The organism is Methylobacterium sp. A54F, assembly GCF_053346035.1.
Genome location: NZ_JBKFBF010000006.1, coordinates 244,580 through 266,081 on the forward strand (window position 1 = coordinate 244,580; position 21,502 = coordinate 266,081).

The 21,502-nt window shown below is 69.4% G+C and carries 19 protein-coding genes and 1 pseudogene; 12 read left to right on the forward strand and 8 right to left on the reverse strand.

Annotation, left to right across the window (positions count from 1 at the left end; all coding sequences use genetic code 11):
* The first annotated feature begins 78 nt into the window (after positions 1–78).
* Together ACLBXP_RS12350 and ACLBXP_RS12355 are read left to right on the forward strand one after the other, a co-directional pair.
* On the forward strand, positions 79–465 hold the full coding sequence (locus tag ACLBXP_RS12350) for a response regulator (RefSeq protein WP_447667955.1): 387 nt from the start codon (positions 79–81) through the stop codon (positions 463–465).
* 27 nt (positions 466–492) lie between these two features.
* Positions 493–1,785: an O-acetylhomoserine aminocarboxypropyltransferase/cysteine synthase family protein gene (locus tag ACLBXP_RS12355; protein WP_447667956.1), complete on the forward strand. Its 1,293-nt coding sequence runs from the start codon at positions 493–495 to the stop codon at positions 1,783–1,785.
* 18 nt (positions 1,786–1,803) lie between these two features.
* Here ACLBXP_RS12355 and ACLBXP_RS12360 read toward each other — a convergent pair whose 3' ends face one another.
* The gene (locus ACLBXP_RS12360) at positions 1,804–4,101 is read right to left on the reverse strand and encodes a putative bifunctional diguanylate cyclase/phosphodiesterase (RefSeq protein ID WP_447667957.1); all 2,298 of its coding nucleotides are present in this window, start codon (positions 4,099–4,101) and stop codon (positions 1,804–1,806) included.
* A gap of 63 nt (positions 4,102–4,164) precedes the next feature.
* The gene (locus tag ACLBXP_RS12365) at positions 4,165–4,956 is read right to left on the reverse strand and encodes an RNA methyltransferase (RefSeq protein WP_447667958.1); all 792 of its coding nucleotides are present in this window, start codon (positions 4,954–4,956) and stop codon (positions 4,165–4,167) included.
* Between the two features lie 331 nt (positions 4,957–5,287).
* Here ACLBXP_RS12365 and ACLBXP_RS12370 point away from each other — a divergent pair, with 331 nt between their 5' ends.
* The 8 genes and pseudogenes from ACLBXP_RS12370 to ACLBXP_RS12405 all read left to right on the forward strand — a co-directional run.
* Complete coding sequence (locus ACLBXP_RS12370; RefSeq protein ID WP_447667959.1) at positions 5,288–6,502, forward strand: NADP-dependent isocitrate dehydrogenase; 1,215 nt, start codon at positions 5,288–5,290, stop codon at positions 6,500–6,502.
* Between the two features lie 158 nt (positions 6,503–6,660).
* Complete coding sequence (locus ACLBXP_RS12375; protein WP_447667960.1) at positions 6,661–7,455, forward strand: inositol monophosphatase family protein; 795 nt, start codon at positions 6,661–6,663, stop codon at positions 7,453–7,455.
* Between the two features lie 69 nt (positions 7,456–7,524).
* On the forward strand, positions 7,525–8,070 hold the full coding sequence (locus ACLBXP_RS12380; protein WP_447667961.1) for an adenine phosphoribosyltransferase: 546 nt from the start codon (positions 7,525–7,527) through the stop codon (positions 8,068–8,070).
* 184 nt (positions 8,071–8,254) lie between these two features.
* On the forward strand, positions 8,255–8,389 hold the full coding sequence (gene rpmH, locus ACLBXP_RS12385) for a 50S ribosomal protein L34 (protein WP_012253788.1): 135 nt from the start codon (positions 8,255–8,257) through the stop codon (positions 8,387–8,389).
* A gap of 72 nt (positions 8,390–8,461) precedes the next feature.
* Positions 8,462–8,962, forward strand: a complete 501-nt coding sequence (rnpA, locus tag ACLBXP_RS12390; RefSeq protein ID WP_447667962.1) for a ribonuclease P protein component — start codon at positions 8,462–8,464, stop codon at positions 8,960–8,962.
* A complete protein-coding gene (gene yidC, locus ACLBXP_RS12395) occupies positions 8,952–10,814 on the forward strand; it encodes a membrane protein insertase YidC (protein ID WP_447667963.1) in 1,863 nt (620 codons plus the stop codon). The genes rnpA and yidC overlap by 11 nt, the downstream gene beginning before the upstream one ends.
* A 7-nt stretch (positions 10,815–10,821) precedes the next feature.
* Positions 10,822–11,472, forward strand: a complete 651-nt coding sequence (gene yihA / locus ACLBXP_RS12400; RefSeq protein WP_447667964.1) for a ribosome biogenesis GTP-binding protein YihA/YsxC — start codon at positions 10,822–10,824, stop codon at positions 11,470–11,472.
* Between the two features lie 22 nt (positions 11,473–11,494).
* Positions 11,495–11,863: pseudogene (locus ACLBXP_RS12405) on the forward strand (DUF423 domain-containing protein); the annotation flags it as partial.
* A gap of 71 nt (positions 11,864–11,934) precedes the next feature.
* Here ACLBXP_RS12405 and ACLBXP_RS12410 read toward each other — a convergent pair.
* Positions 11,935–14,055, reverse strand: a complete 2,121-nt coding sequence (locus ACLBXP_RS12410; protein WP_447667965.1) for a putative bifunctional diguanylate cyclase/phosphodiesterase — start codon at positions 14,053–14,055, stop codon at positions 11,935–11,937.
* An 86-nt stretch (positions 14,056–14,141) separates the two neighbouring features.
* Between ACLBXP_RS12410 and ACLBXP_RS12415 the strand changes: the two genes are divergently transcribed.
* Entirely contained in the window at positions 14,142–14,708 is a 567-nt protein-coding gene (locus ACLBXP_RS12415; RefSeq protein WP_447667966.1) for a sugar O-acetyltransferase, read from the forward strand.
* Here the strand turns inward: ACLBXP_RS12415 and ACLBXP_RS12420 are convergent.
* Together ACLBXP_RS12420 and clpB are read right to left on the reverse strand one after the other, a co-directional pair.
* Positions 14,699–15,382 carry a metallophosphoesterase family protein gene (locus tag ACLBXP_RS12420; protein ID WP_447667967.1) on the reverse strand — a complete coding sequence of 228 codons (684 nt, stop codon included), beginning with the start codon at positions 15,380–15,382 and terminating at the stop codon, positions 14,699–14,701. The two genes, ACLBXP_RS12415 and ACLBXP_RS12420, sit on opposite strands and share 10 nt — an antisense overlap.
* Before the next feature lie 77 nt (positions 15,383–15,459).
* Entirely contained in the window at positions 15,460–18,081 is a 2,622-nt protein-coding gene (gene clpB, locus ACLBXP_RS12425; RefSeq protein WP_447667968.1) for an ATP-dependent chaperone ClpB, read from the reverse strand.
* A gap of 199 nt (positions 18,082–18,280) precedes the next feature.
* On the opposite strand from clpB, the gene ACLBXP_RS12430 reads away from it, so the two are divergent.
* On the forward strand, positions 18,281–19,051 hold the full coding sequence (locus tag ACLBXP_RS12430) for an MOSC domain-containing protein (protein WP_447667969.1): 771 nt from the start codon (positions 18,281–18,283) through the stop codon (positions 19,049–19,051).
* Between the two features lie 60 nt (positions 19,052–19,111).
* On the opposite strand, the gene ACLBXP_RS12435 is transcribed toward ACLBXP_RS12430, so the two are convergent.
* The 3 genes from ACLBXP_RS12435 to ACLBXP_RS12445 all read right to left on the reverse strand — a co-directional run bounded on the left by ACLBXP_RS12435 (position 19,112) and on the right by ACLBXP_RS12445 (position 21,308).
* Complete coding sequence (locus tag ACLBXP_RS12435) at positions 19,112–20,221, reverse strand: tetratricopeptide repeat protein (protein ID WP_447667970.1); 1,110 nt, start codon at positions 20,219–20,221, stop codon at positions 19,112–19,114.
* Between the two features lie 429 nt (positions 20,222–20,650).
* Entirely contained in the window at positions 20,651–20,896 is a 246-nt protein-coding gene (locus ACLBXP_RS12440; protein ID WP_447667971.1) for a hypothetical protein, read from the reverse strand.
* A gap of 202 nt (positions 20,897–21,098) precedes the next feature.
* Positions 21,099–21,308: a hypothetical protein gene (locus ACLBXP_RS12445; protein ID WP_447667972.1), complete on the reverse strand. Its 210-nt coding sequence runs from the start codon at positions 21,306–21,308 to the stop codon at positions 21,099–21,101.
* Positions 21,309–21,502: the final 194 nt, after the last annotated feature.

Here is a 21,502-nt window from a genome sequence, read left to right on the forward strand (position 1 = left end):
GGCGGCGCCCGCTCCTTGACGCAGGCTGGCGTGGGGAATAGGCCCCGGACTCCGAGTTCAGGGATTATCGCTGGCCTGATGACCGACAATCCGTCCGAGCAACCCGTCGTGCTCCTCGTCGAGGATGACGGACTTCTCCTGATGGAAGCCTCCGATACCCTGGCGGATGCCGGGTTCACGGTCCTGGAGGCGAGCCATGCCGACAAGGCCCTGAAGGTCCTGGAGAATCGCGACGACGTCGAGGTCCTGATGACGGATGTCGACATGCCGCAGGGCTCGATGGACGGTTTCGCGCTGGCCCGCCTCGTCGCCGACCGCTGGCCCGCGATCCCGGTCCTGGTCGTCTCGGGCATGGGCACGCCGGGGCCGCACGACATGCCGGACGGGGCCCGCTTCATCCCGAAGCCCTACGAACCGACGACCCTGGTGCGGACCCTCCGCGCCTTCGTCAGCCGCGCCGCCTGAGGCGGCCTCAGCCCAAAGTCGCAGACCATGGCCGACGAGAAGATGCCCCACCGCTTCGCCACGCAGGCCATCCACGCGGGGGCGAGCCCCGACCCGGCGACCGGTGCCCGGGTCCAGCCGATCTATTTCACAAACGGCTTTGTGTTCGAGTCGACCGAGCAGGCGGCCGACATCTTCGCGATGCGCAGCACGGGCTTCTCGTACTCGCGCGGCTCCAATCCCACCGTGGCCGCCCTGGAGCGGCGCGTGGCCGCCCTCGAAGGCGCCAAGGCGGCCGTGGCGGTCTCGTCCGGCCAGTCGGCGGTGCTCCTCGTCCTGATGACCTTGATGAAGAGCGGGGACGCCTACGTGGCCTCCTCGCGCCTGTTCGGCGGCTCGCTCGGCCTGATGCGTCGCCTCGACGGTCGCTACGACCTGAAGCCGCAGTTCGCCAAGGGTCTGACGCCCGAGGACTTCGAGGCGGCGATCACGCCGGAGACCCGGGCGATCGTCTGCGAATCGATCGTGAACCCCTGCGCGGCCGTGATGGACCTCGAGGGGATCGCGGCGGTGGCGAGGCGCCACGGCCTGCCCCTCGTCGTCGACAACACCCTGGCCTCGCCCGCGCTGATCCGGCCGATCGAGCATGGCGCCGACATCGTGGTGCACTCCACCTCGAAGTTCCTCGGCGGATCGGGCCAGACGATCGGCGGCGTGATCTGCGACGCGGGCCGCTTCGACTGGACGCGGAGCGGACACTACAACCTGATCACCGAGCCGTGGCCGGACTACGACGGCCTCGTGGTCTCCGAGCGCTTCCCGGAGACCAGCTTCGCCACGGCCTGCCGCCTGTTCGGGCTGCGCGACCTCGGGCCCGGCCTCTCGCCGATGAACGCCTTCCTGACGCTCACCGGCATCGAGACGCTCCCCCTGCGCATGGAGCGGCACTGTGCCAATGCCCGCGCCGTCGCGGCCTATCTCAAGGACCATCCGAAGGTCGAGTGGGTGAGCTACCCAGGCCTGCCCGGACAGCCCGGCGAGGCGCTGGCGAGGCGCTACACCCCGCAGGGACCCGGCTCGATCTTCACCTTCGCGCTGAAGGGCGGCGAGCCGGCGGCCCTCGAATTCATCATGAGCCTGGAGCTGGTCTCGCACCTCGTGAACATCGGCGAGATCAAGTCGCTCGCGATCCATCCGGCCACCACCACGCACCGCCAGCTTCGCCCCGAGGAGCGGGCAGCGGCCCTCGTCGGGCCGGAGACGGTGCGGCTCTCGATCGGCCTCGAGACCGTCGAGGACCTGATCGCGGATATCGAGCAGGCCCTCGCCAAGGTCGGCTGAGCCGGCCCCGCTGCGCGATCAGGCGGCGACCGGCACCGCGCGCGCGCAGGCTTCGAGCAGCGCGGGCACCGCATCGGGTGCGGTCGGGCGCGCGTAGAGGTAGCCCTGTGCCTGGGCGCAGCCGCCCGCCTTCAGGAAGGCGGCCTGCTCCGCCGTCTCGACCCCCTCCGCCACGACGGTCAGGCCGAGGCTGCGGCCGAGCTGCAGCACCGCGGTGACGATCGCCGCATCGTTCATGTCCCGGGTGAGGTCGGAGACGAAGCTGCGGTCGATCTTGATCTCGTCCACCGGGAACTGCTTCAGGTGGGTGAGCGAGGCGTAGCCGGTGCCGAAATCATCGAGCGCGACGCGGATGCCGGCACCGTGCAGTTGCTGGAGCATGGCGGCGACCCGCTCGGCCTGGTCGCCGAGAAGGACCGTCTCGGTCACCTCGACGCCGAAGCGATCGTGCGCGACGCCGGTGCTCCCGAGCGTCGCCAGGATGCCGGCGCCGCCCCCGGGATCGGCGAACTGCGCCGTGGACAGGTTGATGAAGACCCGGCCCGGCTCAAGCCCGCGGTCGAGCCAGCCTGCGACGTCCCGGGCCACCTGGGCGGCGAGGCAGGTCCCGACCGCGGCGCCGATCTCGGGATCGTCGAACACCGACGCGAAGGCGGACGGTGCGAGTACGCCGCGTGTCGGGTGACGCCAGCGAGCGAGCGCCTCGAAGCCGATCACCGCGCCCGAGGCGAGGCAGACCTTCGGCTGGTAGTAGGGAACCACCTGCCCCTCGGCGAGCGCCGTCCGCATCTCGCGCGCGATCGTCACCCGCTCCTCGATACTCGCCCTCAGCGCGGGCTCGAAGGGGCGCGCCTGGTTCCGTCCCGCACCCTTGGCGGCGTAGAGGGCGAGGTCGGCGTTCGTCAGGAGATCGGCGGCGCTCTGGGCGTGGGTCGGGTAGCCGGCAAGCCCGAGGCTCGCCCGCGGCGTCACGCTGCGGCCGCCGATGCCGATGCTGGGCTCCAGCACCGCCAGCACCGCGGCGGCGCGGGCCGCGAGCCCATCCTCGTCGTCCCCCGTCACGACCACGAACTCGTCCCCTCCGAGCCGGGCCACGAGGTCGCCCGGCCCGACGAGGCCGGAGAGTCGGCGGCCCACCTCCTTGAGGAGCGCGTCGCCGGCATCGTGGCCGAGGGTGTCGTTGACCTCCTTGAAGTCGTCGAGGTCGAGCAGGATCAGGCCGACCTGTCCGCCTTCCTCCGCCGCCCGCTCGATCGCGGCGTCGAGGGTCGCCTGGAACAGGCCGCGGTTCGGCAACCCGGTCAGGACGTCGTGGTTGGCCGCCTCGCGGACCGCCTCCTCGGTGGCCTTGCGGGCCGTGATGTCCACGAGGGTCGAGATCACGCAGGCGTTGCCGCCGATCTCGACGGGCTCCAGCGAGAGCAGCACGTCCCGCCGTCCGCCATCGGCGGTCATCAGGCTGGTCTCGTGGTCGTGCACGCGGGCGTCGCGGTGGAGGACATCGTGGAGGATGCGGCGGTTGGCACCCGCCATGAGATCCCGGGTGGTGAGCGCGCTCAGCTGCGCGGGCCCGGCGATGCCGAAGAAGCGATAGGCCGCATCGTTCATGCCCGTGAAGCGGCCCTCGGCGACGGTGGAGACGACCACCGGGATCGGAACCGCCTTGAACAGGGTCTCGAACAGGCGCTGGCTCTCCTCCAGCTCGGCATTCGCCCGGCGCTCGGCCTGCACGGCCGCCCATTCGAAGCGGCGCAGGCGATTGGAGCGGACCACCACGAGAAGCAGCGCCACCGCCTCGATGAACACGGCCAGCACCAGTCCCAGCGCCGTGTCGGGCACGGGCGGCGGCAGCATGTAGCACGCCATCAGGGCGATGGTGCTCGCGAGGCCGACGCAGACCGTCCAGCGGAAGCTCGTCGGCACGACGAGCAGGAAGATCGCCGGCAGCAGCAGGACGACGAACAGGGCGATGTCCGACCGCGAGGAGACGAGGAGGCCGACGCAGACGGTCGCGACCGCCTCCCAGCCCAGCATCAGGCGCTGCAGGGCCAGGAAGGTGCGCATCCGCCGGACGCTGGCGAGACAGGCGATGGACGCGGCGACGAGGATGAGCCGGGCGGGCACGGCCACCCAGAAATGATCGGTGCCGTGGAAGCGCCAGTCGCTCGCCAGAAAGAGGAAGTTGAGGACGGCCGACAGGCCGAAGAGCAGCCCGGCATGGCGCAGGGTCTCGGGCAGGCGGTCCGCCTGGAAGGCTGCCTCACGGTCCGAACAGAGGAATTCGCCGCCGACGCGACTGAGGCTCACGCACTGCATGGTTGCCCATCGTCACGGGCAAACCTGCACTCCACGTTAACGGGAACGTCCGCAAAAGCCGCTTCAGGTTGTCCCGCCGGGGCCTGCCCCGCCCGCTCGCGCGAGCGCCCGGAGCGCCCCCCGGAGGGTGCGCACGTCCTGCTCGGTCATCGCCATCCGGTGGAGCATGTCGCGCATGTTGCGGGCCATGATCTCGCGCTTCTCGGGCGGGTAGAAGCCTGCCGCCTCGAGGGTCTCCTCCAGGTATCCGAAGAGCGAGACGAGCGCCTCGCGGGGCGCCGGCGGCGAAAGCGCCTCGCCCGAGAAGGGCAGCCGCGCCCGGCCGCTCGCGCGCCGCCACTCGTAGGCGACCAGAAGCACGCCCTGCGCGAGGTTCAGCGAGGGGAAGTCCGGCGAAACCGGGAAGGTGACGATAGCGTCGGCCAGCGAGACCTCGTCGTTCGTCAGCCCGACCCTCTCGCGCCCGAACAGGATCCCGGTGCGCTGCCCTTCGCGCGCCGCGATCTCGGCGAGCCCCTCCTCCGGGCCGAAAACCCGCTTCATCTGCCCGCGCTCCCGGGCAGTGGTGGCGAGCACGAAGGAGAGATCGCCGATCGCCTCGGCGAGGCTCGCGTGCACCGTGGCGGCATCGAGCACGTGCGTGGCGCCCGAGGCGGCCTCACGCACGCCCTTCTTGGGCCAGCCGTTCTTAGGGTTGACGAGGCGCAGCTCCGACAGACCGAAATTCGCCATCGCGCGGGCCGTCATGCCGATGTTCTCGGCGAGTTGCGGTTCGACCAGGATGATGGCGGGCGGCAGGCCCACCGGCAGCTCTGGGTCTCCGCCCTGCGGAGCGCGGGGGCCTGATCGCGACATGATGCTCGTTCCGGTGGGCCGAGCCCACAACGCTCCGGCGGTTGGCATCACCGGCCGTGCAACGCAAGGGCACCGGACCTCTTCGACCGAGACCATTCGAGCATGAGGCGCGCGCCGCACAAAGCAACCGAGAGCGCCGGCGCCGGAGCGGCCGAGATCTGCCCTGAACCGCCGGGCCGCCCTCGCTGACAGCGGCGGGCCGATGTCAGGCGCCATGCCCGGTCGCGAACCTTTCGCCTCGTGCTGCACCGCGCTATGGACGGCGCCGGAATGCGGCATCCGCCTTGCGTGGCGGCCGCCGGTGGCCCAGCTTCAGGAAGGTCTGCGGATCATGGCGAAGATCAAGGTGGCGAAGCCCGTCGTCGAGCTCGACGGCGACGAGATGACTCGCATCATCTGGGCCGAGATCAAGAACAAGCTGATCCACCCCTACCTCGACATCGATCTCGACTACTACGACCTCGGCGTCGAGCACCGCGACGCGACGAACGACCAGGTCACGGTCGATGCGGCCGAGGCGATCAAGCGCCACGGCGTCGGCGTGAAGTGCGCCACCATCACGCCCGACGAGGCGCGGGTGAAGGAGTTCAACCTCAAGGAGATGTGGAAGTCGCCGAACGGCACGATCCGCAACATCCTCGGCGGCGTCATCTTCCGCGAGCCGATCATCTGCCGCAACGTGCCCCGCCTCGTGCCCGGCTGGACGCAGCCGATCGTGGTCGGCCGCCACGCCTACGGCGACCAGTACAAGGCAACGGACTTCAAGGTGCCCGGCAAGGGCCGCCTGACCATCAAGTTCGAGGGCGACGACGGCACGGTGATCGAGAAGGAGGTCTTCAAGTTCCCGGACGCCGGTGTCGCCCAGGCCATGTACAATCTGGACGAGTCGATCCGCGATTTCGCGCGGGCCTCGATGAACTACGGCCTCAACCGCAAGTACCCGGTCTACCTGTCGACCAAGAACACCATCCTCAAGGCCTACGACGGCCGCTTCAAGGACCTGTTCGAGGAGGTCTACCAGAACGAGTTCAAGTCGCGCTTCGATGCCATCGGCATCACCTACGAGCACCGCCTGATCGACGACATGGTGGCCTCGGCGCTGAAGTGGTCGGGCGGCTATGTCTGGGCCTGCAAGAACTACGACGGTGACGTGCAGTCGGACACGGTGGCCCAAGGCTTCGGCTCGCTCGGGCTGATGACCTCCGTGCTGCTCACCCCGGACGGCCAGACGGTGGAGGCCGAGGCCGCGCACGGCACGGTCACACGCCACTACCGCGAGCACCAGAAGGGCAAGGAGACGAGCACGAACTCCATCGCCTCGATCTTCGCGTGGTCGCGCGGCCTCGCGCACCGGGCGAAGCTCGACGACAATGCGGCCCTGGCGGCCTTCGCGAGCAAGCTGGAGACGGTCTGCGTCGACACGGTGGAGGCCGGCTTCATGACGAAGGACCTCGCGCTCCTCGTCGGGCCCGACCAGAGGTGGCTTTCCACCACCGGCTTCCTCGACAAGGTCGACCAGAACCTCAAGGCCGCGATGGCGGCCTGAGGGCCGCCGCGCTCGGCCGTGCAGCGGCGCCGGCCCGCCCGTTTCGGGCGGGCGCGGCGTCCCGTGCACGGCCGCCCTGCCGGGGCCGGGGTCGATCTTTCCGCGGTTTGCGCTAAACCGCGCGCAAATCCCCAGATTCCGGCGAGCGTCCCGACACCATGATCTCCTCCCCCCTGATGACCGTGATGGTGGATGCGGTGCGCAAGGCCTCGCGCGGGCTGCGCCGCGATTTCGGCGAGGTCGAGAACCTTCAGGTCTCGCGCAAGGGGCCCGGCGACTTCGTCTCGGCGGCCGACCGGAAGGCCGAGGAGGTCTTGCGGGACGCCCTGATGAAGGCCCGGCCCGGCTACGGCATGGTGCTGGAGGAGAACGGCATCATCGAGGGCCAGGACAAGAGCCACACCTGGCACGTCGACCCCCTCGACGGCACCGCGAACTTCCTGCACGGCATCCCGCACTTCGCGATCTCGGTCGGCCTCGAGCGCGACGGCCAGATCGTCGCGGGCGTGATCTACGATCCGGTCAAGGACGAGCTGTTCGTCGCTGAGCGCGGCAAGGGTGCCTACCTGAACAACCGCCGCCTGCGCGTCTCGGGCCGCACCGACCTGGCGGACGCGCTCGCGGCCTACGGCACGCCCTATCTCGGCCGCGGCAACCATCCGCGCCTCCTCAAGGAAGTCGCGGCCGTGATGGCGGTGACGGGCGGCACGCGGCGCCTCGGCTCGGCGGCGCTGGACCTCGCCTACGTCGCGTGCGGGCGCCTCGACCTCTACTGGGAGCGCGACCTGCAGACCTGGGACATCGCCGCCGGAATCATCCTGGTGCGCGAGGCCGGCGGCTTCGTGACCTCCGCCGACGGCGGGGCCGAGCCGCTGGCCGCCCGCTCCGTCGCCTGCGGGAACGAGGTGCTCCAGCGCAACCTCGTCACCCTCCTGCGCAAGGCCAACGCCTGAGCCCGCACTGTTCAGGGGGCACCGCATCTGCTTAATGCCGCGCTGACCCGATCCCAGGAAGCCGTCCCGATGGAAGCCCGCCGCCACATCGCGCTGAAGGATTCGATCCGATCGATTCCCGATTACCCGAAGCCGGGGATCATCTTTCGCGACATCACGACCCTGCTGAGCGACCCGCGCGCCTTCCGCCGCGCGGTCGACAGCCTCGTGCACCCCTTCGCGGGCGGACGGATCGACCAGGTCGCCGGCATCGAGGCGCGGGGCTTCATCCTCGGCGGCGCCGTGGCGCACCAGCTCTCGACCGGGTTCGTGCCGATCCGCAAGAAGGGCAAGCTTCCGCACAAGACCGTCTCGATGGCCTACGCGCTGGAATACGGGACCGACGAGATCGAGATCCACGTGGACGCCGTGAAGCCCGGTGACCGGGTGCTCCTCGTCGACGACCTGATCGCCACCGGCGGCACCGCGACCGCCGCGATCAATCTCCTGCGCGGGGCCGGGGCCGAGATCGTCGCGGCCTGCTTCGTGATCGACCTGCCGGAGATCGGCGGCGCGCAGAAGATCCGCGACCTCGGCGTTCCGGTGCGGACGCTCATGGAATTCGAGGGCCACTGAGGGGTCGACGAAGGGTCAAAACGTTGACTCGACGGGCCCCATCCACTATCAGCCGCGGCAGTTGCGACGCGGCGCCCCTTCGGGCGCCCCTCGTGCTTGCAGACATCACCCGAGAAGGACGCGTGAAGGTCGGGTGCGGCAGCCGCCGCCCGCGAGCGCGCCTCGACCTTTGGAGGCCTTGGCCATGAAGAGAACCTATCAACCGAGCAAGCTCGTGCGCAAGCGTCGCCACGGCTTCCGCGCCCGCATGGCCACCGCTGGCGGCCGCAAGGTGATTGCGGCCCGCCGCGCCCACGGCCGCAAGCGCCTCTCGGCCTGAGGTTGCCCGCGCGCCGCCGCGGCGGCGCGTGCCCCGGACACCGGCATCGAGCCCAGCGCAGGATCGGACGGCTTGTCGACGATCGAACGGCTGAGGCGGCGCTCCGAGTTCCTGGCGGCGGCCAAGGGCCGCCGCTTCCACACCGAGCACATCACCGCGCAGGGACGCCTGCGTGACGCGGACGAGATCCGCGACGGGCAGCCCGCCGCCGGGCTGCATCTCGGCTACACCCTCACCAAGCGGGTCGGGCACGCCACGGAGCGCAACCGCATCCGGCGTCGCCTGCGCGCCGCCGTCGCGGCCGTCGCGCCCGACCTGCCGGCGGCTCCCGCCGACATCGTCCTGGTCGGCCGCCGCCCCGCCCTCGGGGCTTCCTTCGAGACCCTGAAGGACGAGGTGCGCCGCGCCGTCACCGTGGTGGTGAAGCCGTCGTCCGGCGCGCGCCGGAAGGAGGCGCGCCGTTCCCCTGGTGAAGCGGCCTCCCGGCCCACACCTGATCTTCGCGGCGCGGGCAACCTCCGCGCCCCCTCCCCCGGCCGACACGCCTGCGACGGAACCAGCGATGGGCAATGACAAGACGAACATGATCGTGGCGATCGCCCTGTCGCTCGTCGTGCTCCTCGGCTGGCAGTACTTCGTGGCCGGGCCCCGGGTCGAGCAGCAGCGCCAGGAGCAGGCGGCGCTCAAGCAGCAGCAGGCCGCCCAGCAGCCCGCGGGCGTCACGCCGGACGGCGTTCCCTCGCCGAGCCCGAAGGAGGGCGGCCCCGCCGCCCCCGTCGCCGGCACCCTGGCGAACCAGAGCGCGCCGGAGTCCCGCGACGCGGCGCTCGCCCGCTCGCCCCGCATCCGGATCGAGACCCCCGCACTCCGCGGGTCCGTCGCGCTCAAGGGCGGCCGCATCGACGACGTGGCCCTCAAGAACTACCACGAGACCGTGAGCGACAAGAGCCCGGAGATCGTGCTGTTCTCGCCCGCCGGCACCGAGACGCCCTACTACGCCGAGTTCGGCTGGGTGGGCACGAACTCGGGTCCGCTGCCGAACAACGACACGCTCTGGAAAGCCGACGGCGAAGTGTTGTCGCCGGGCAAGCCGGTGACGCTCAGCTTCGACAACGGGGCCGGCCTCGTCTTCCGTCGCGTCCTGGCGGTGGACGACAAGTTCATGTTCACTGTGCGCGACGAGGTCGAGAACAAGGGCTCGGGCTCGGTGACCCTGTTCCCCTACGGCCTCGTCTCGCGCTGGGGCAAGCCGCACACTCAGGGCTACTACGTCCTGCACGAGGGCATGGTCGGCGTGCTCGGCGGCGACGGCCTCCAGGAATACACCTACGACCACCTCGCCAAGGAGCCGGCCTACGGCGGCCCGAGCACCAAGGGCAAGGCCTGGGCGAACGTGACCGGCGGCTTCGTCGGCATCACCGATAAGTACTGGGCGGCCACCGCGATCCCCGACCAGGGCGTGCCCTTCACGGGCGCCTTCACGGAGCGCACCGACGGCGCCACGAAGGTCTACCAGGCGAGCGTGCGCGCCGACGGCCGCAGCATCGAACCCGGCGCCACGGGTGCCTACACCCAGCGCCTGTTCGCCGGCGCCAAGGAAGTCAACACCATCAACTCCTACGAGCGTGAGCTCGGGATCAAGCAGTTCGACCTGATGATCGACTGGGGGTGGTTCCACTTCATCACCAAGCCGATGTTCCGGGCGCTGGACTTCTTCTTCCACCTGTTCGGCAACTTCGGCGTCTCGATCCTCGTCGTGACGCTCATCCTGAAGATCTTCTTCCTGCCCATCGCCAACCGCTCCTACGTCTCCATGGCCAAGATGAAGGCCGTGCAGCCGGAGATGCAGTCGATCCGCACGCGCTACGCAGACGACAAGATGAAGCAGCAGCAGGCGATGATGGAGCTCTACAAGAAGGAGAAGATCAACCCGGTCGCGGGCTGCTGGCCGGTGCTGATCCAGATCCCGGTCTTCTTCGCGCTCTACAAGGTCCTGTTCATCACCATCGAGATGCGGCACGCGCCGTTCTTCGGCTGGATCCAGGATCTCGCCGCGCCCGACCCGACGAGCATCCTCAACCTGTTCGGCCTGCTGCCCTTCGCGGCGCCCGACTTCGTGCATCTCGGCATCTGGCCGCTCATCATGGGCGTGACGATGTTCGTGCAGATGAAGATGAACCCCGCGCCGCCGGACCCGGTCCAGGCGCAGATCTTCACCTTCATGCCGATCATCTTCACCTTCATGCTCGGCTCGTTCCCGGCCGGCCTGGTGATCTACTGGGCCTGGAACAACACCCTCTCGGTGCTCCAGCAATACGTGATCATGCGGCGCAACGGCGTGAAGGTGGAGCTGTGGGACAATCTCAGGTCCACGTTCCGGCGGGGCGACAAGACCGCGCCCGCCAAGGGCGGCGCGAAGGGCTGAGCGGCTCGTGAGCGCCGAGACGCCAGCCGCGGACCTCATCGAGACCGGCCGCCTGCTCTTCGCAGGCGCCGCCGACTTCGTTGCGGCCGCGCAGACGCTCGGCCGCCTGCCGCCCATGGACGGCGTCGAGATTGCCTTCGCGGGCCGCTCGAACGTCGGCAAGTCGAGCCTCATCAACGCCCTCACCGGCCGCAACACGCTGGCCCGCACCTCGCACACGCCGGGCCGGACGCAGCAGCTCAACTTCTTCCGGATCGGCGAGCGCCTGAGCCTCGTCGACATGCCGGGCTACGGCTACGCGGCGGTGGAGAAGGCCAAGGTCGCGGCCTGGACCGAGCTGATCCATGCCTACCTCAAGGGGCGCGCGAACCTCGCCCGGGTCTTCATGCTGATCGACGCACGCCACGGCCTGAAGGGCATCGACACCGACGTGCTCGACGGTCTCGACAAGGCGGCGGTGAGCTATCAGATCGTCCTCACCAAAGGGGACGCCCTGAAGAAGCACGAGGTCGAGGCTCGGATCGCGGGCATCGCGGCGGCGATCAGCCGGCGGCCGGCGGCCTTCCCCGAGATCATCCTGACGTCGAGCCGGGACGACCGGGGCGTCCCCGAATTGCGCGCCGCCGTGGCCCGGTTGCTCGCCGAGCGCCCCGCCTGAACGGAGACCGGCGTTGACCCGAATGCCCCTCCCCGAGCTGATCCTGCTGGCGCTCGCCGGCGCCTGCGGCCTCCTCGGCGTCGGGCTCAGCGCCGCGTCGGCCCACATGAACGGGGCCGAATCCCTGAAGACCGCGGCGCAGTTCCTGCTCCTCCACGCGCCCGCCCTGCTCGGCCTCGCGGTGCTCGGCGGCACCGGGCTGGTGCGCCCCTGGGGGGCGCGCCTCGCCGGCTTCGCGCTGGCCCTCGGCCTCGCCCTCTTCTGCGGCGATCTCGCCCTGCGCGCGCTGGCCGGCCATCCGCTCTTTCCGATGGCCGCACCGACCGGCGGCGTCGTGCTCATGGCGGGCTGGCTCGCCGTGACCGGCGCGGCGCTGCTCGCGCCCCGCCGAGCATCGCCGCGTGGCACGGAGCGAGGCCGCCTCGCACCGTCCGGCGGCGGGCAGGTTCCGCGCGGTCCGGCTCAGGCGGCCGCTTCGAGATCGGGATCGCGCCAAGTGCCCTGAGCCGCCAGGCAGTCGATGACCGCCTCGGGGGGGATGGGGCGCTCGAAGTAGTAGCCCTGCATCGTCGAGCAACCGAGCCCCCGCATGAGGATCGCCTGCTCTTCCGTCTCGATGCCCTCGGCCAGACAACCCAGGCCGAGGCTCCGGCACAGCGCCACCACCGAGCGGACGATCTCGCGGCACGCCGGCTTGCTCACGGTCTCGGCGACGAAGGAGCGATCGATCTTGATCTTGTCGATCGGCAGCCTGTGAAGGTAGCTCAGGCTCGAGAAGCCGGTCCCGAAATCGTCGAGGGCGAGGCAGGCTCCGATGGTCCGAAGGGCGTGCAGGGTCTCGCTGGCCTTCGCGAAATCGTCGATCAGCGCCGTCTCCGTCACCTCGAAGGTGATCCGCCCCGGTGACATCCCGCTGGCTTCGATCAGGTCCGAGAGGCGCTCGACCGTGGCCGGCGCGGTGAGGTCGTGCGCCGACAGGTTGAACGCTAGGTGGACATCCGCCGGCCAGTGCCGCGCGTCGGACAGTGCTTTCGCGAACAGCACCGCACTCAGGGCCGGTATGAGCCCTGCCTTCTCGGCGATCGGGATGAACTCTCCCGGTGTGACCGCCCCGAGAGCCGGGCTGTCCCAGCGCGCCAGCGCCTCGAACATCACGATACGGCTTCGGTCGAGATCGACGATGGGCTGGTAGACGAGGCGCAGCTCGCGTTCGAGATCGGCCTGCCGCAGGGCCTGCTCGATGAGGAGGCGACGACGCAGATGTCCCTCGTGCTGCGGCGAGAAGAGCGTCACCGATCCCTTCTCGGCGAGCTTGCCGTGATAGAGCGCGCAGTCGGCATTCTCGACGAGGCGCGTCGCGTCGCTCTCCGCGTCCGCAGCCCGCGCGATGCCGAGCGTGGCACTGACCCGGAGGCAGAATCCCCGGTAGACGATGGGTTCCGAGAGGGCCGTGCGGATCCGTTGCCCGAGCGCCAGGACGTCCGCATCCGATCGCGGCCCCTCGATGATCACAGCGAACTCGTCGCCCCCGACCCGAGCCGGAAAGCAGCCCTGCCCGTCGAAGACCTGCAGGCGCTCACCGATCGCGCGCAGGACCGCGTCGCCGGCGGGATGACCGTGGGTGTCGTTCACGGGCTTGAAGCCGTCGAGATCGATCAGGGCGAGGTGAACCGTGCCGCCGTTTCCTCCGGCGGCCAGCACGGCATCGAGGCTTGCGAAAAAGCTGCGGCGGTTCGGCAGACCCGTCAGGAGGTCAGCGTTGGCGAGGCGCATGTTCTCGGCATTCAGGCGCTGCAGCTCGAGATGCTGCAGGATCCGCGCGGAGAAGACCTCGTGGTAGATCAACGCCATGTAGACCATCGCGCCGCTGAGGACGAGAAACGCCACCGCGACGATGCGCAGGACGCCGTTGTCTTGGAACAGGAAATAGAGTGCGATGGGAACCACCGCCGTGGCGGCGCGCAGAGCTGCGGCACGGATGTGCATGAGGCCGAAGATGCTGGCTATGATGCTGTAAGTTGCAAAGAACAGGACATGCATCTGCTCGTAGACGCCGCCATACCGGGCGAGCAGGAGGCACCAGATCGCCGACCCGACGATCAGCAGCCCGACGACGCGGGTCAGCGTTCGGAGCTGATCGAAGGCCATATCCGGCGTGATCGGTCGGCGGGCGAGACGATAGTAGTGAATCCCCCGGAGTCCGGCGCAGGCCGTGAGCGGGATGAGCGCCCCATAGGTCAGCACAGGAGGGGCGAGATCGACGTGGGTCGCGATCACCAGCGCGGCGTTGAGCCAGAGCACGCCGTAGAAGAGCGGTGCCTGCTTCGAGAGCGCCTGCAGCTGGGCGACATGCATATCGGGCATGCCCGGCGGCACGACGAACAAGTTCAGGACATCACGGATCCGGCCCATGGAAGAAGAGTCCTTGCCGCTGACCGGGGCATTCCGAATTCTATACTGGGGGGCCAACAGAAAAGGACCATGAACGCCCCGCGGAAGCGGGCGCGGGCGAGCGATCGAAATTATGTACTTTGGCGAGGACTCTCGGAGTTCGCCGCAACCGACTGAGCGAGATTCGACCATATCTCCCAAGCGCTCACCCGGCCCCGCTTCCCAACCACCCGTCGGCGTGCCATCGCGAGGCCCGTCTAGGCGATGAAGGGAAGCTCATGCGAAGCGCGATGCAGACGATGCTCGCCGGCGATCTCTACGATCCCGGCGATCCGGAGATCCAGGCTGCTCAGGCGGCCACCAGGGAATGGCTCGTCCGCTACAACGCCGCCCTTGCCCTGCCGCCCGCCGAGCGCCGGCAACTCCTCGCGGAGCGCCTGGGTGCGGTCGGCGACGGAGCGGTGATCCGGCCGCCGTTCTTCTGCGATTTCGGCACGAACATCCGCGTCGGGGCCGGCGTGTTCCTGAACTTCAACTGCGTGATCCTCGACGTGTGCGCGGTCTCGATCGGCGAGAAGACGCAGATCGGCCCCCTCGTGCAGATCCTCGCGGCCGACCATCCGCGCGATCCGGCCTCGCGCAGCGCCGGCCTCGAGTTCGGGCGGCCCATCACGATCGGCTCCAACGTCTGGATCGGCGGGGGCGCCCTGATCATGCCCGGCGTGACGGTCGGCGACGACGCCATCATCGGCGCCGGGAGCGTCGTGACCCGGGACGTGCCGCCGGGCGCCACGGTCGTCGGCAACCCGGCCCGGCCCGTCCGTCCCCGCAGCAATCAGCCCTGATAGCGGCGCGCCTCGACCTGGAGGAACGTCGTCGCAGGAGCGGCCTCGGCAGTGAACACGCCGGCCGTGAGCGCGCCGCCGTAGACGGCGCCGGTGTCGAGGTTCGTCCGGTATCGCCGCAGCTCGGGCCGGCCGCCGCTCTGCGGGGTATGCCCATGCACGACGTGGCGACCGAAATCATGGTCCCCGGACAGGAACGGGTCGCGGATCCAGAGGCGGTTGTGAATGTCGGGGTCCGGCACCGCGGCGCCCGGCCGGAAGCCCGCGTGAACGTACCAGCGCCGCGCGTCCGCATGGACGGTCGGCAGCTCCTCGATCCAGTCGAGAACGTCGCCCGGAAAATCCTCGATCGCGTCGAGGCCGAAGGACGCCAGCGTCTCCGCGCCGCCATTCTGCAGCCAGTGGGTCGCGGCGCCCGGCTGCTGCAGGGATGCGAGCAGCATCGATTCGTGGTTGCCCATCAGGCAGGTGACCCGGTCCGGGTCGCTCCAGTGCAGGCGGCGCACGATGCGGATGACGCCGGCGCTGTCGGGTCCCCGGTCGATGTAGTCGCCGAGGAAGACGAGGCGGTGCGGGCGGTCCCCGGCATGCGCCTGGATCCGTTCGAGCAGGGCTTCGAGGAGCTCGCAGCAGCCGTGGATATCGCCGATGGCGTAGGTGAGTTCGTCGGGCATCGTGGGGGAACACTGTCCCCCCTGCGCCGCCAGAAGGAAAGCCCCGGCGGCCCCGAGGGGACCGTCGGGGCCGTGGATCAGTTCAGCGTCGCGCCGGCCGGCCGCCGCTCGGCGCCCACCGAGACGTCGCCGAGCATCAGCCCGAGCGGACCCGCATGGACCGGGACCGTCTCGCCGTCGTGGATGCGGCCGGAGAGCAGGAGCTCCGCGAGCGGGTCCTGCACGTTCTTCTGGATCACCCGCTTCAGCGGCCGCGCCCCGTAGGCCGGGTCGTAGCCCCGGTCGGCGAGCCAGGCGCGGGCCTCAGCATCCACGTCGAGGGCGATCTTGCGCTCGTCGAGGAGCCGCTGCAGGCGCCCGAGCTGGATGTCGACGATCGCCCCCATCTCCGCCCGCTTGAGGCGATGGAACAGGATGATCTCGTCCACCCGGTTCAGGAACTCCGGCCGAAAGTGGCTCCTGACCACGCCCATCACCTCGTCGCGGACCTGATCCGTGTCCTGCCCGTCCGGCTGGTTGACGAGGTACTCGGCTCCGAGGTTCGAGGTCATGATCAGCAGCGTGTTGCGGAAGTCCACCGTGCGGCCCTGCCCGTCCGTCAGGCGCCCGTCGTCGAGTACCTGCAGGAGGACGTTGAACACGTCCGGATGCGCCTTCTCGACCTCGTCGAACAGCACGACCTGGTAGGGCCGCCGCCGCACGGCTTCCGTGAGCGCCCCGCCCTCCTCGTAGCCGACGTAGCCCGGGGGCGCGCCGATCAGGCGGGCGACCGCGTGCTTCTCCATGTACTCGGACATGTCGATGCGCACGAGCGCGGTGTCGTCGTCGAACAGGAAGCCGGCCAGCGCCTTCGTCAGCTCGGTCTTGCCGACGCCGGTGGGGCCGAGGAACATGAACGAGCCGATCGGCCGGTTCGGGTCCTGCAGCCCGGCCCGCGCGCGGCGCACCGCAGTGGCCACCGCCTCGACCGCCTCACGCTGGCCGACGACGCGCTGGGCCAGCGCCTCCTCCATCGCGAGGAGCTTCTCGCGCTCGCCCTCCAGCATCTTGTCGACGGGCACCCCGGTCCAGCGAGAGACCACACCCGCGATGTGGGCCGGCGTCACCGCCTCCTCGAAGCCGTCGCGGCCGTTCTCGGCCTGCGCCTCGATCTCGGCGAGCTGCTTCTCCAGGCCCGGGATGACGCCGTAGGCGAGCTCGCCGGCGCGCTGGTACTGCCCCTGGCGCTGCGCGTTGGCGAGCTCCGTCCGGCCTTCGTCCAGCTTGCGCTTCAGCTCGGCGGCGGCGCCGAGCTTGTCCTTCTCGGCCTTCCAGCGGGCGGTGATCGCGGAGGACTGCTCCTCGAGCTCCGCCAGCTCCTTCTCGAGCCGCTGCAGCCGGTCGCGGGAGGCGGAGTCCGTCTCCTTCTTCAGCGCCTCGCCCTCGATCTTGAGCCGCACGATCTCGCGGTCGACGTTGTCGAGCTCCTCGGGCTTCGAATCGACCTGCATGCGCAGGCGCGAGCCCGCCTCGTCCACGAGGTCGATCGCCTTGTCGGGCAGGAAGCGGTCGGTGATGTAGCGGTTCGACAGCGTGGCGGCGGCGACGAGCGCGGAATCCTGGATGCGCACCCCGTGGTGCTGCTCGTACTTCTCCTTGAGGCCGCGCAGGATCGACACCGTGTCCGCGACGGTGGGCTCGGACACGAAGACGGGCTGGAAGCGCCGTGCCAGCGCCGCGTCCTTCTCGACGTGCTTGCGGTACTCGTCGAGGGTCGTGGCGCCGACGCAGTGCAGCTCGCCGCGGGCGAGCGCGGGCTTCAAGAGGTTCGAGGCGTCCATCGCCCCGTCCGCCTTTCCGGCGCCGACGAGGGTGTGCATCTCGTCGATGAACAGGACGATGCCGCCCTCCGCCGCCGTGACCTCGGAGAGAACGCCCTTCAGCCGCTCCTCGAACTCGCCGCGGTACTTCGCGCCGGCGATCAGGGCCCCCATGTCGAGGGCGAGCAGGCTCTTGTCGCGCAAGCTCTCCGGCACGTCGCCGTTGACGATGCGCAGGGCCAGCCCCTCCACGATCGCGGTCTTGCCGACGCCGGGCTCGCCGATCAGCACGGGATTGTTCTTGGTGCGCCGCGACAGCACCTGGATGGTGCGGCGGATCTCCTCGTCGCGGCCGATCACCGGATCGAGCTTGCCCTCGCGCGCCGCTTCCGTGAGGTCGCGGGCATACTTCTTGAGCGCGTCGTAGGCGTTCTCGGCGCTCGCGTTGTCGGCGGTGCGGCCCTTGCGCAGCGCGTTGATGGCGCCGTTGAGCGAGGCCGCGGTGACGCCCGCCGCGGTCAGGGCGCGGCCGGCCTCCGTGTCCTTCTCGACCGCGAAGGCGAGGAGCAGGCGCTCGACCGTGACGTAGGAATCACTGGCCTTCTCGGCCGCCTTCTCGGCAGTGTCGAGGAGCCGCACGAAATCGCGCGTCGCCTGCGGGGCGGACGCGTTGCCGGACACCTTCGGCTGCTTGGCGAGCCAAGCGTCGGTCTGTGCCAGGGCCACGCGGGACTGTCCGCCGGCCCGGTCGATCAGGCCCGCGCAGAGGCCCTCGGGGTCGTCGAGCAGCACCTTCAGCAGGTGGCCCGGCTGCAGCTGCGGGTGCCCCTCGCGCATCGCGAGGTTCTGCGCCGCCTGCACGAAGCCGCGGGCGCGCTCGGTGTACTTCTCGAAATTCACTGGTCCACACCTCCCCGTTACCGCGGACGCCGCCCCGCCATGGGCACGGGTCCGCCGGAACGAAGCCTCCCGGCTATCCGCCGCAGGAGGCACCGGCACCCATCGGCTGCCGGTGACACGGATGTGGTGTTGTAATTTCGCACCACAAGGGGCGAAGCTTCACTTGCGCGACCCGGCATTTCAGGGCCACGCTGTGCGCATGCCGAACCTGCAGATCGACGCTCTCTACCGCTATCCCGTGAAGGGCCTGAGCCCGGAGCGGGTGCAGGCGGCGGAACTCGAACTCAGCGGCTACTTCCCCGGCGACCGGCTGTACGCGATCGAGAACGGCCCGTCCGGCTTCAACCCGGTGGCGCCGCGCCACCAGCCCAAGACCAAGTACCTGATGCTGATGCGCGACGAGGCCCTCGCGCAGTTGCGGACCCGCTACGACGACGCGACCGCGACCCTGACCGTCGAGACGGGCGAGGGCCCTGCGCTCGTCGCGAACCTCGCGGATCCGGAGGGACGCGCCGCCCTCGAAGCCCTGATGCGGAGCCGGCTTGCCGGGTCGCTGCGCGGCGAGCCGCGGGTGCTCGCGGCCCCGCCGCAATATCGCTTCACCGACTCGGCGATCGGCTTCGTCTCGCTCATCAACCTCGCGAGCGTCCGCGCGATCGAGGATTATCTCGGGGCGCCGGTCGACCCCCTGCGCTTCCGCGCGAACCTCCTCGTCGAGGGGCTGGAGGCCTGGGCCGAGCTGGACATGGGAGGCCGGACGCTGGAGGCGCCGAGCGGCCTTCGCCTGCGCCTCACGCAGCGCACGCAGCGCTGCGCGGCGACGAACGTCGACCCGGCGAGCGGTCTTCGCGATCTCGAGATCCCGTGGACGCTCGACCGCAACCTCGGCCACCGCGATTGCGGGATCTACGCGGAGGTGGTGGTCGGGGGGAGCCTCCGTGCGGGCGACGCGCTGACCCTCGTCGGCTGACACGTTTCCCCCGGGCCGGACCGGCCTGCGCCCAGGCAGCGATCCGCCCGGGCGGCTGGCTTACTCCTTGATGACGAACGCCTTCTCGACGCGGGTTGTCCGGCTGCTGCCCTTGTCGTGCAGGACGAGGGCCAACGTGTAATCGCCCGCAGTCAGTCCCTTGAACGTGCCCGTGAAGGTGAGGGAGAACTCGCGGTTCCGGTGGTGGCTGACGAAAGCCTGCTCCATGAAGGCTTTCTGGCCGGCCAGGATCTCACCGGATTTCGTCACGAGCTCGAAATCCATCACGATCCCGATGCCGTAGGTGCCCCCATCCCTGGGCGCCCAGGTGTAGCCGATGGGCTCCAGATAGACGAGGATCTCCTCGCCGGGCTTGTAGACGTTCGAGGAGCGAGCCTCGTAGATTCCGAAGCCTCCGGACGAACCGGCAATCAAGGTGCTCGTGCGCACGCCGAAGGGCAGGCGTGCCCACGTCGCGGCGACCGCGCTCTCCTGCGCGTCGAGTTCCGCGACGGTCGCGGGCCCGGCCTGCGCGGCCGCGGGCGCAGCGGACGGCGTGTTGGCCATCACCACGGCGCGCACCCGCTTCATCACCTGCTGGATGTCGGCGTCGTCGGGATCGAGGCGTGCGGCGGCCTCGAGATCAAGGAGAGCCTTGTCCGGCTGATCGTTCTTCTCGAAGGTCAGCGCCCGGCCGTAGTGGATCCAGCTGCCCTTCGCATCGAGGCGCAGGGCGTCGTCGTAATCCTTGAGCGATTTCTCGTAGGCACCGGTGCTCCGGTAGGTCGTCCCGCGTGCCGCGAAGTTCCGGGCATCCTTCGGATCCAGCCGGACCGCCTGATCGAGGTCCTTGAGGGCGCGATCGTACTGCTCCAGGCTCTCGTAGGACTCTCCGCGCTTGCGAATGGCGTCGACGTTGCTCGGATCGAGACGGATGGACTCACTGAAATCCGCGATGGCGCGCTCGTAATCCTCCTTGTTGGCGTAGGCGAGACCGCGATTGAAGTAGGCATTCACGACGCTGGTCGTGGTCTCGCGCTTGCGCTGGCTGAGGACGAGGTTGCAGCCCGCGATCATTTCGTCCGGCTTGCTCTCGTCGGTGAAGCAGGCGTCGCGGGTCGCACCGGCCGCCAGGGCTGCCGGCGCGGCGAGAGCGAGGAGGGCCGCCACTCCGAAGTGCCACGCGAGAGGCCGCGCAGTTCTGTCGAAACCGCCTGCACCGAGCCGGCCGGACGCCGATGTAGCGCCTTCGGCGCAGGAGCCGGCGCGACCGCGCTCGAACGGTGTAGGACTGGCTGATGTCGGCATTGCGTGCTCATGGATCCCTGGACCCGCTGAGCCTGAAGCCGACCCGAACTTGCTTCAAGGCATCGCACTTGCCTGAGCGTCCACAAATGTAGTCCCAGCGTACACAATTACGCAGCGATGCAACCCTTATTACAATACATCACTGCACTCACACCCAAACCGCGACTAAATTCAATTTGCGATTGATTTAGCGGGCCTCACCGACGCCGAGATGGCACAGGGCCTTCGTCGGCGCGCGGTGGTCCCCGCGTCGAATCGCGTGCCGGCTGGCGCCCGATCGGGCCGCGGCGCCTACGAGGCCTGTCGGGCTGCGATCACCGGACGGCCCTCACCGTGGCGGTGCTCGCAGGAAATCTTGAGATAGCGCTGGTCACCGCCCGGCAGACCGGCAGCAGCCGCCATCGACTGGGCGTGCAGCAGGCATTCCATCGGTGTCCGGGCGGGAGCCACGATGACGTCGAGCGCGGTGTCGCGGGAGCAGTCCTGCGCCAGCAGGGTACCGGCGCAGACGAGCGCCACGGAGAGCAGTTCGGACATGACGGACCCCTTGATTGATGTTCGGGAAGTCCGCGGTGGTGCTCTGGCGTGGGAGCCGCCGCGTGATTATTGCCTTCGGCGTTGCCCTCTCTCGTTTTGTCTGGACTAAGCATCCTGTGTGCCAGTCCGGCGTTGACGGCGACTTCTGTGTCCTATCGGCCACGCAGTCCTGATGGGACCGGTCCCTGCGGGACGATGGCGCTCAGCCGCGCGCGGCGAGCCAGCGGGGCTCCTCCTCGGCGGAGGGCAGGAGCGTGGCGACCGCATCGAGGTCGACCACGTAATTGTCGGTGAGCAGGCGCCAGACCTCGCGGGCCGAATCTGCGCGGGGGCGCAGGTGCGCCAGCGCATGGGCGAGGAGGTTGGTGTTCGTGAGCGTCGGGCGGGTGAGGAGCGGATCGCTGTTGAGCATCGGTCGCTTGTTCCTGATACGCCACCTCAAGGTTGCGTAACTTGGTTAACAAACCCTGACCGGCCCGGACGGGATGATTGTTTTCCAGCGCACAAGCGGGGATGATCGTCAGGAAAGGTCGATCTTTCTATAATGCGACCGATACCAAAGCGAGTATTGTCGAAAGCTGACGTGCACAAGTTGCCGAGCGTTCG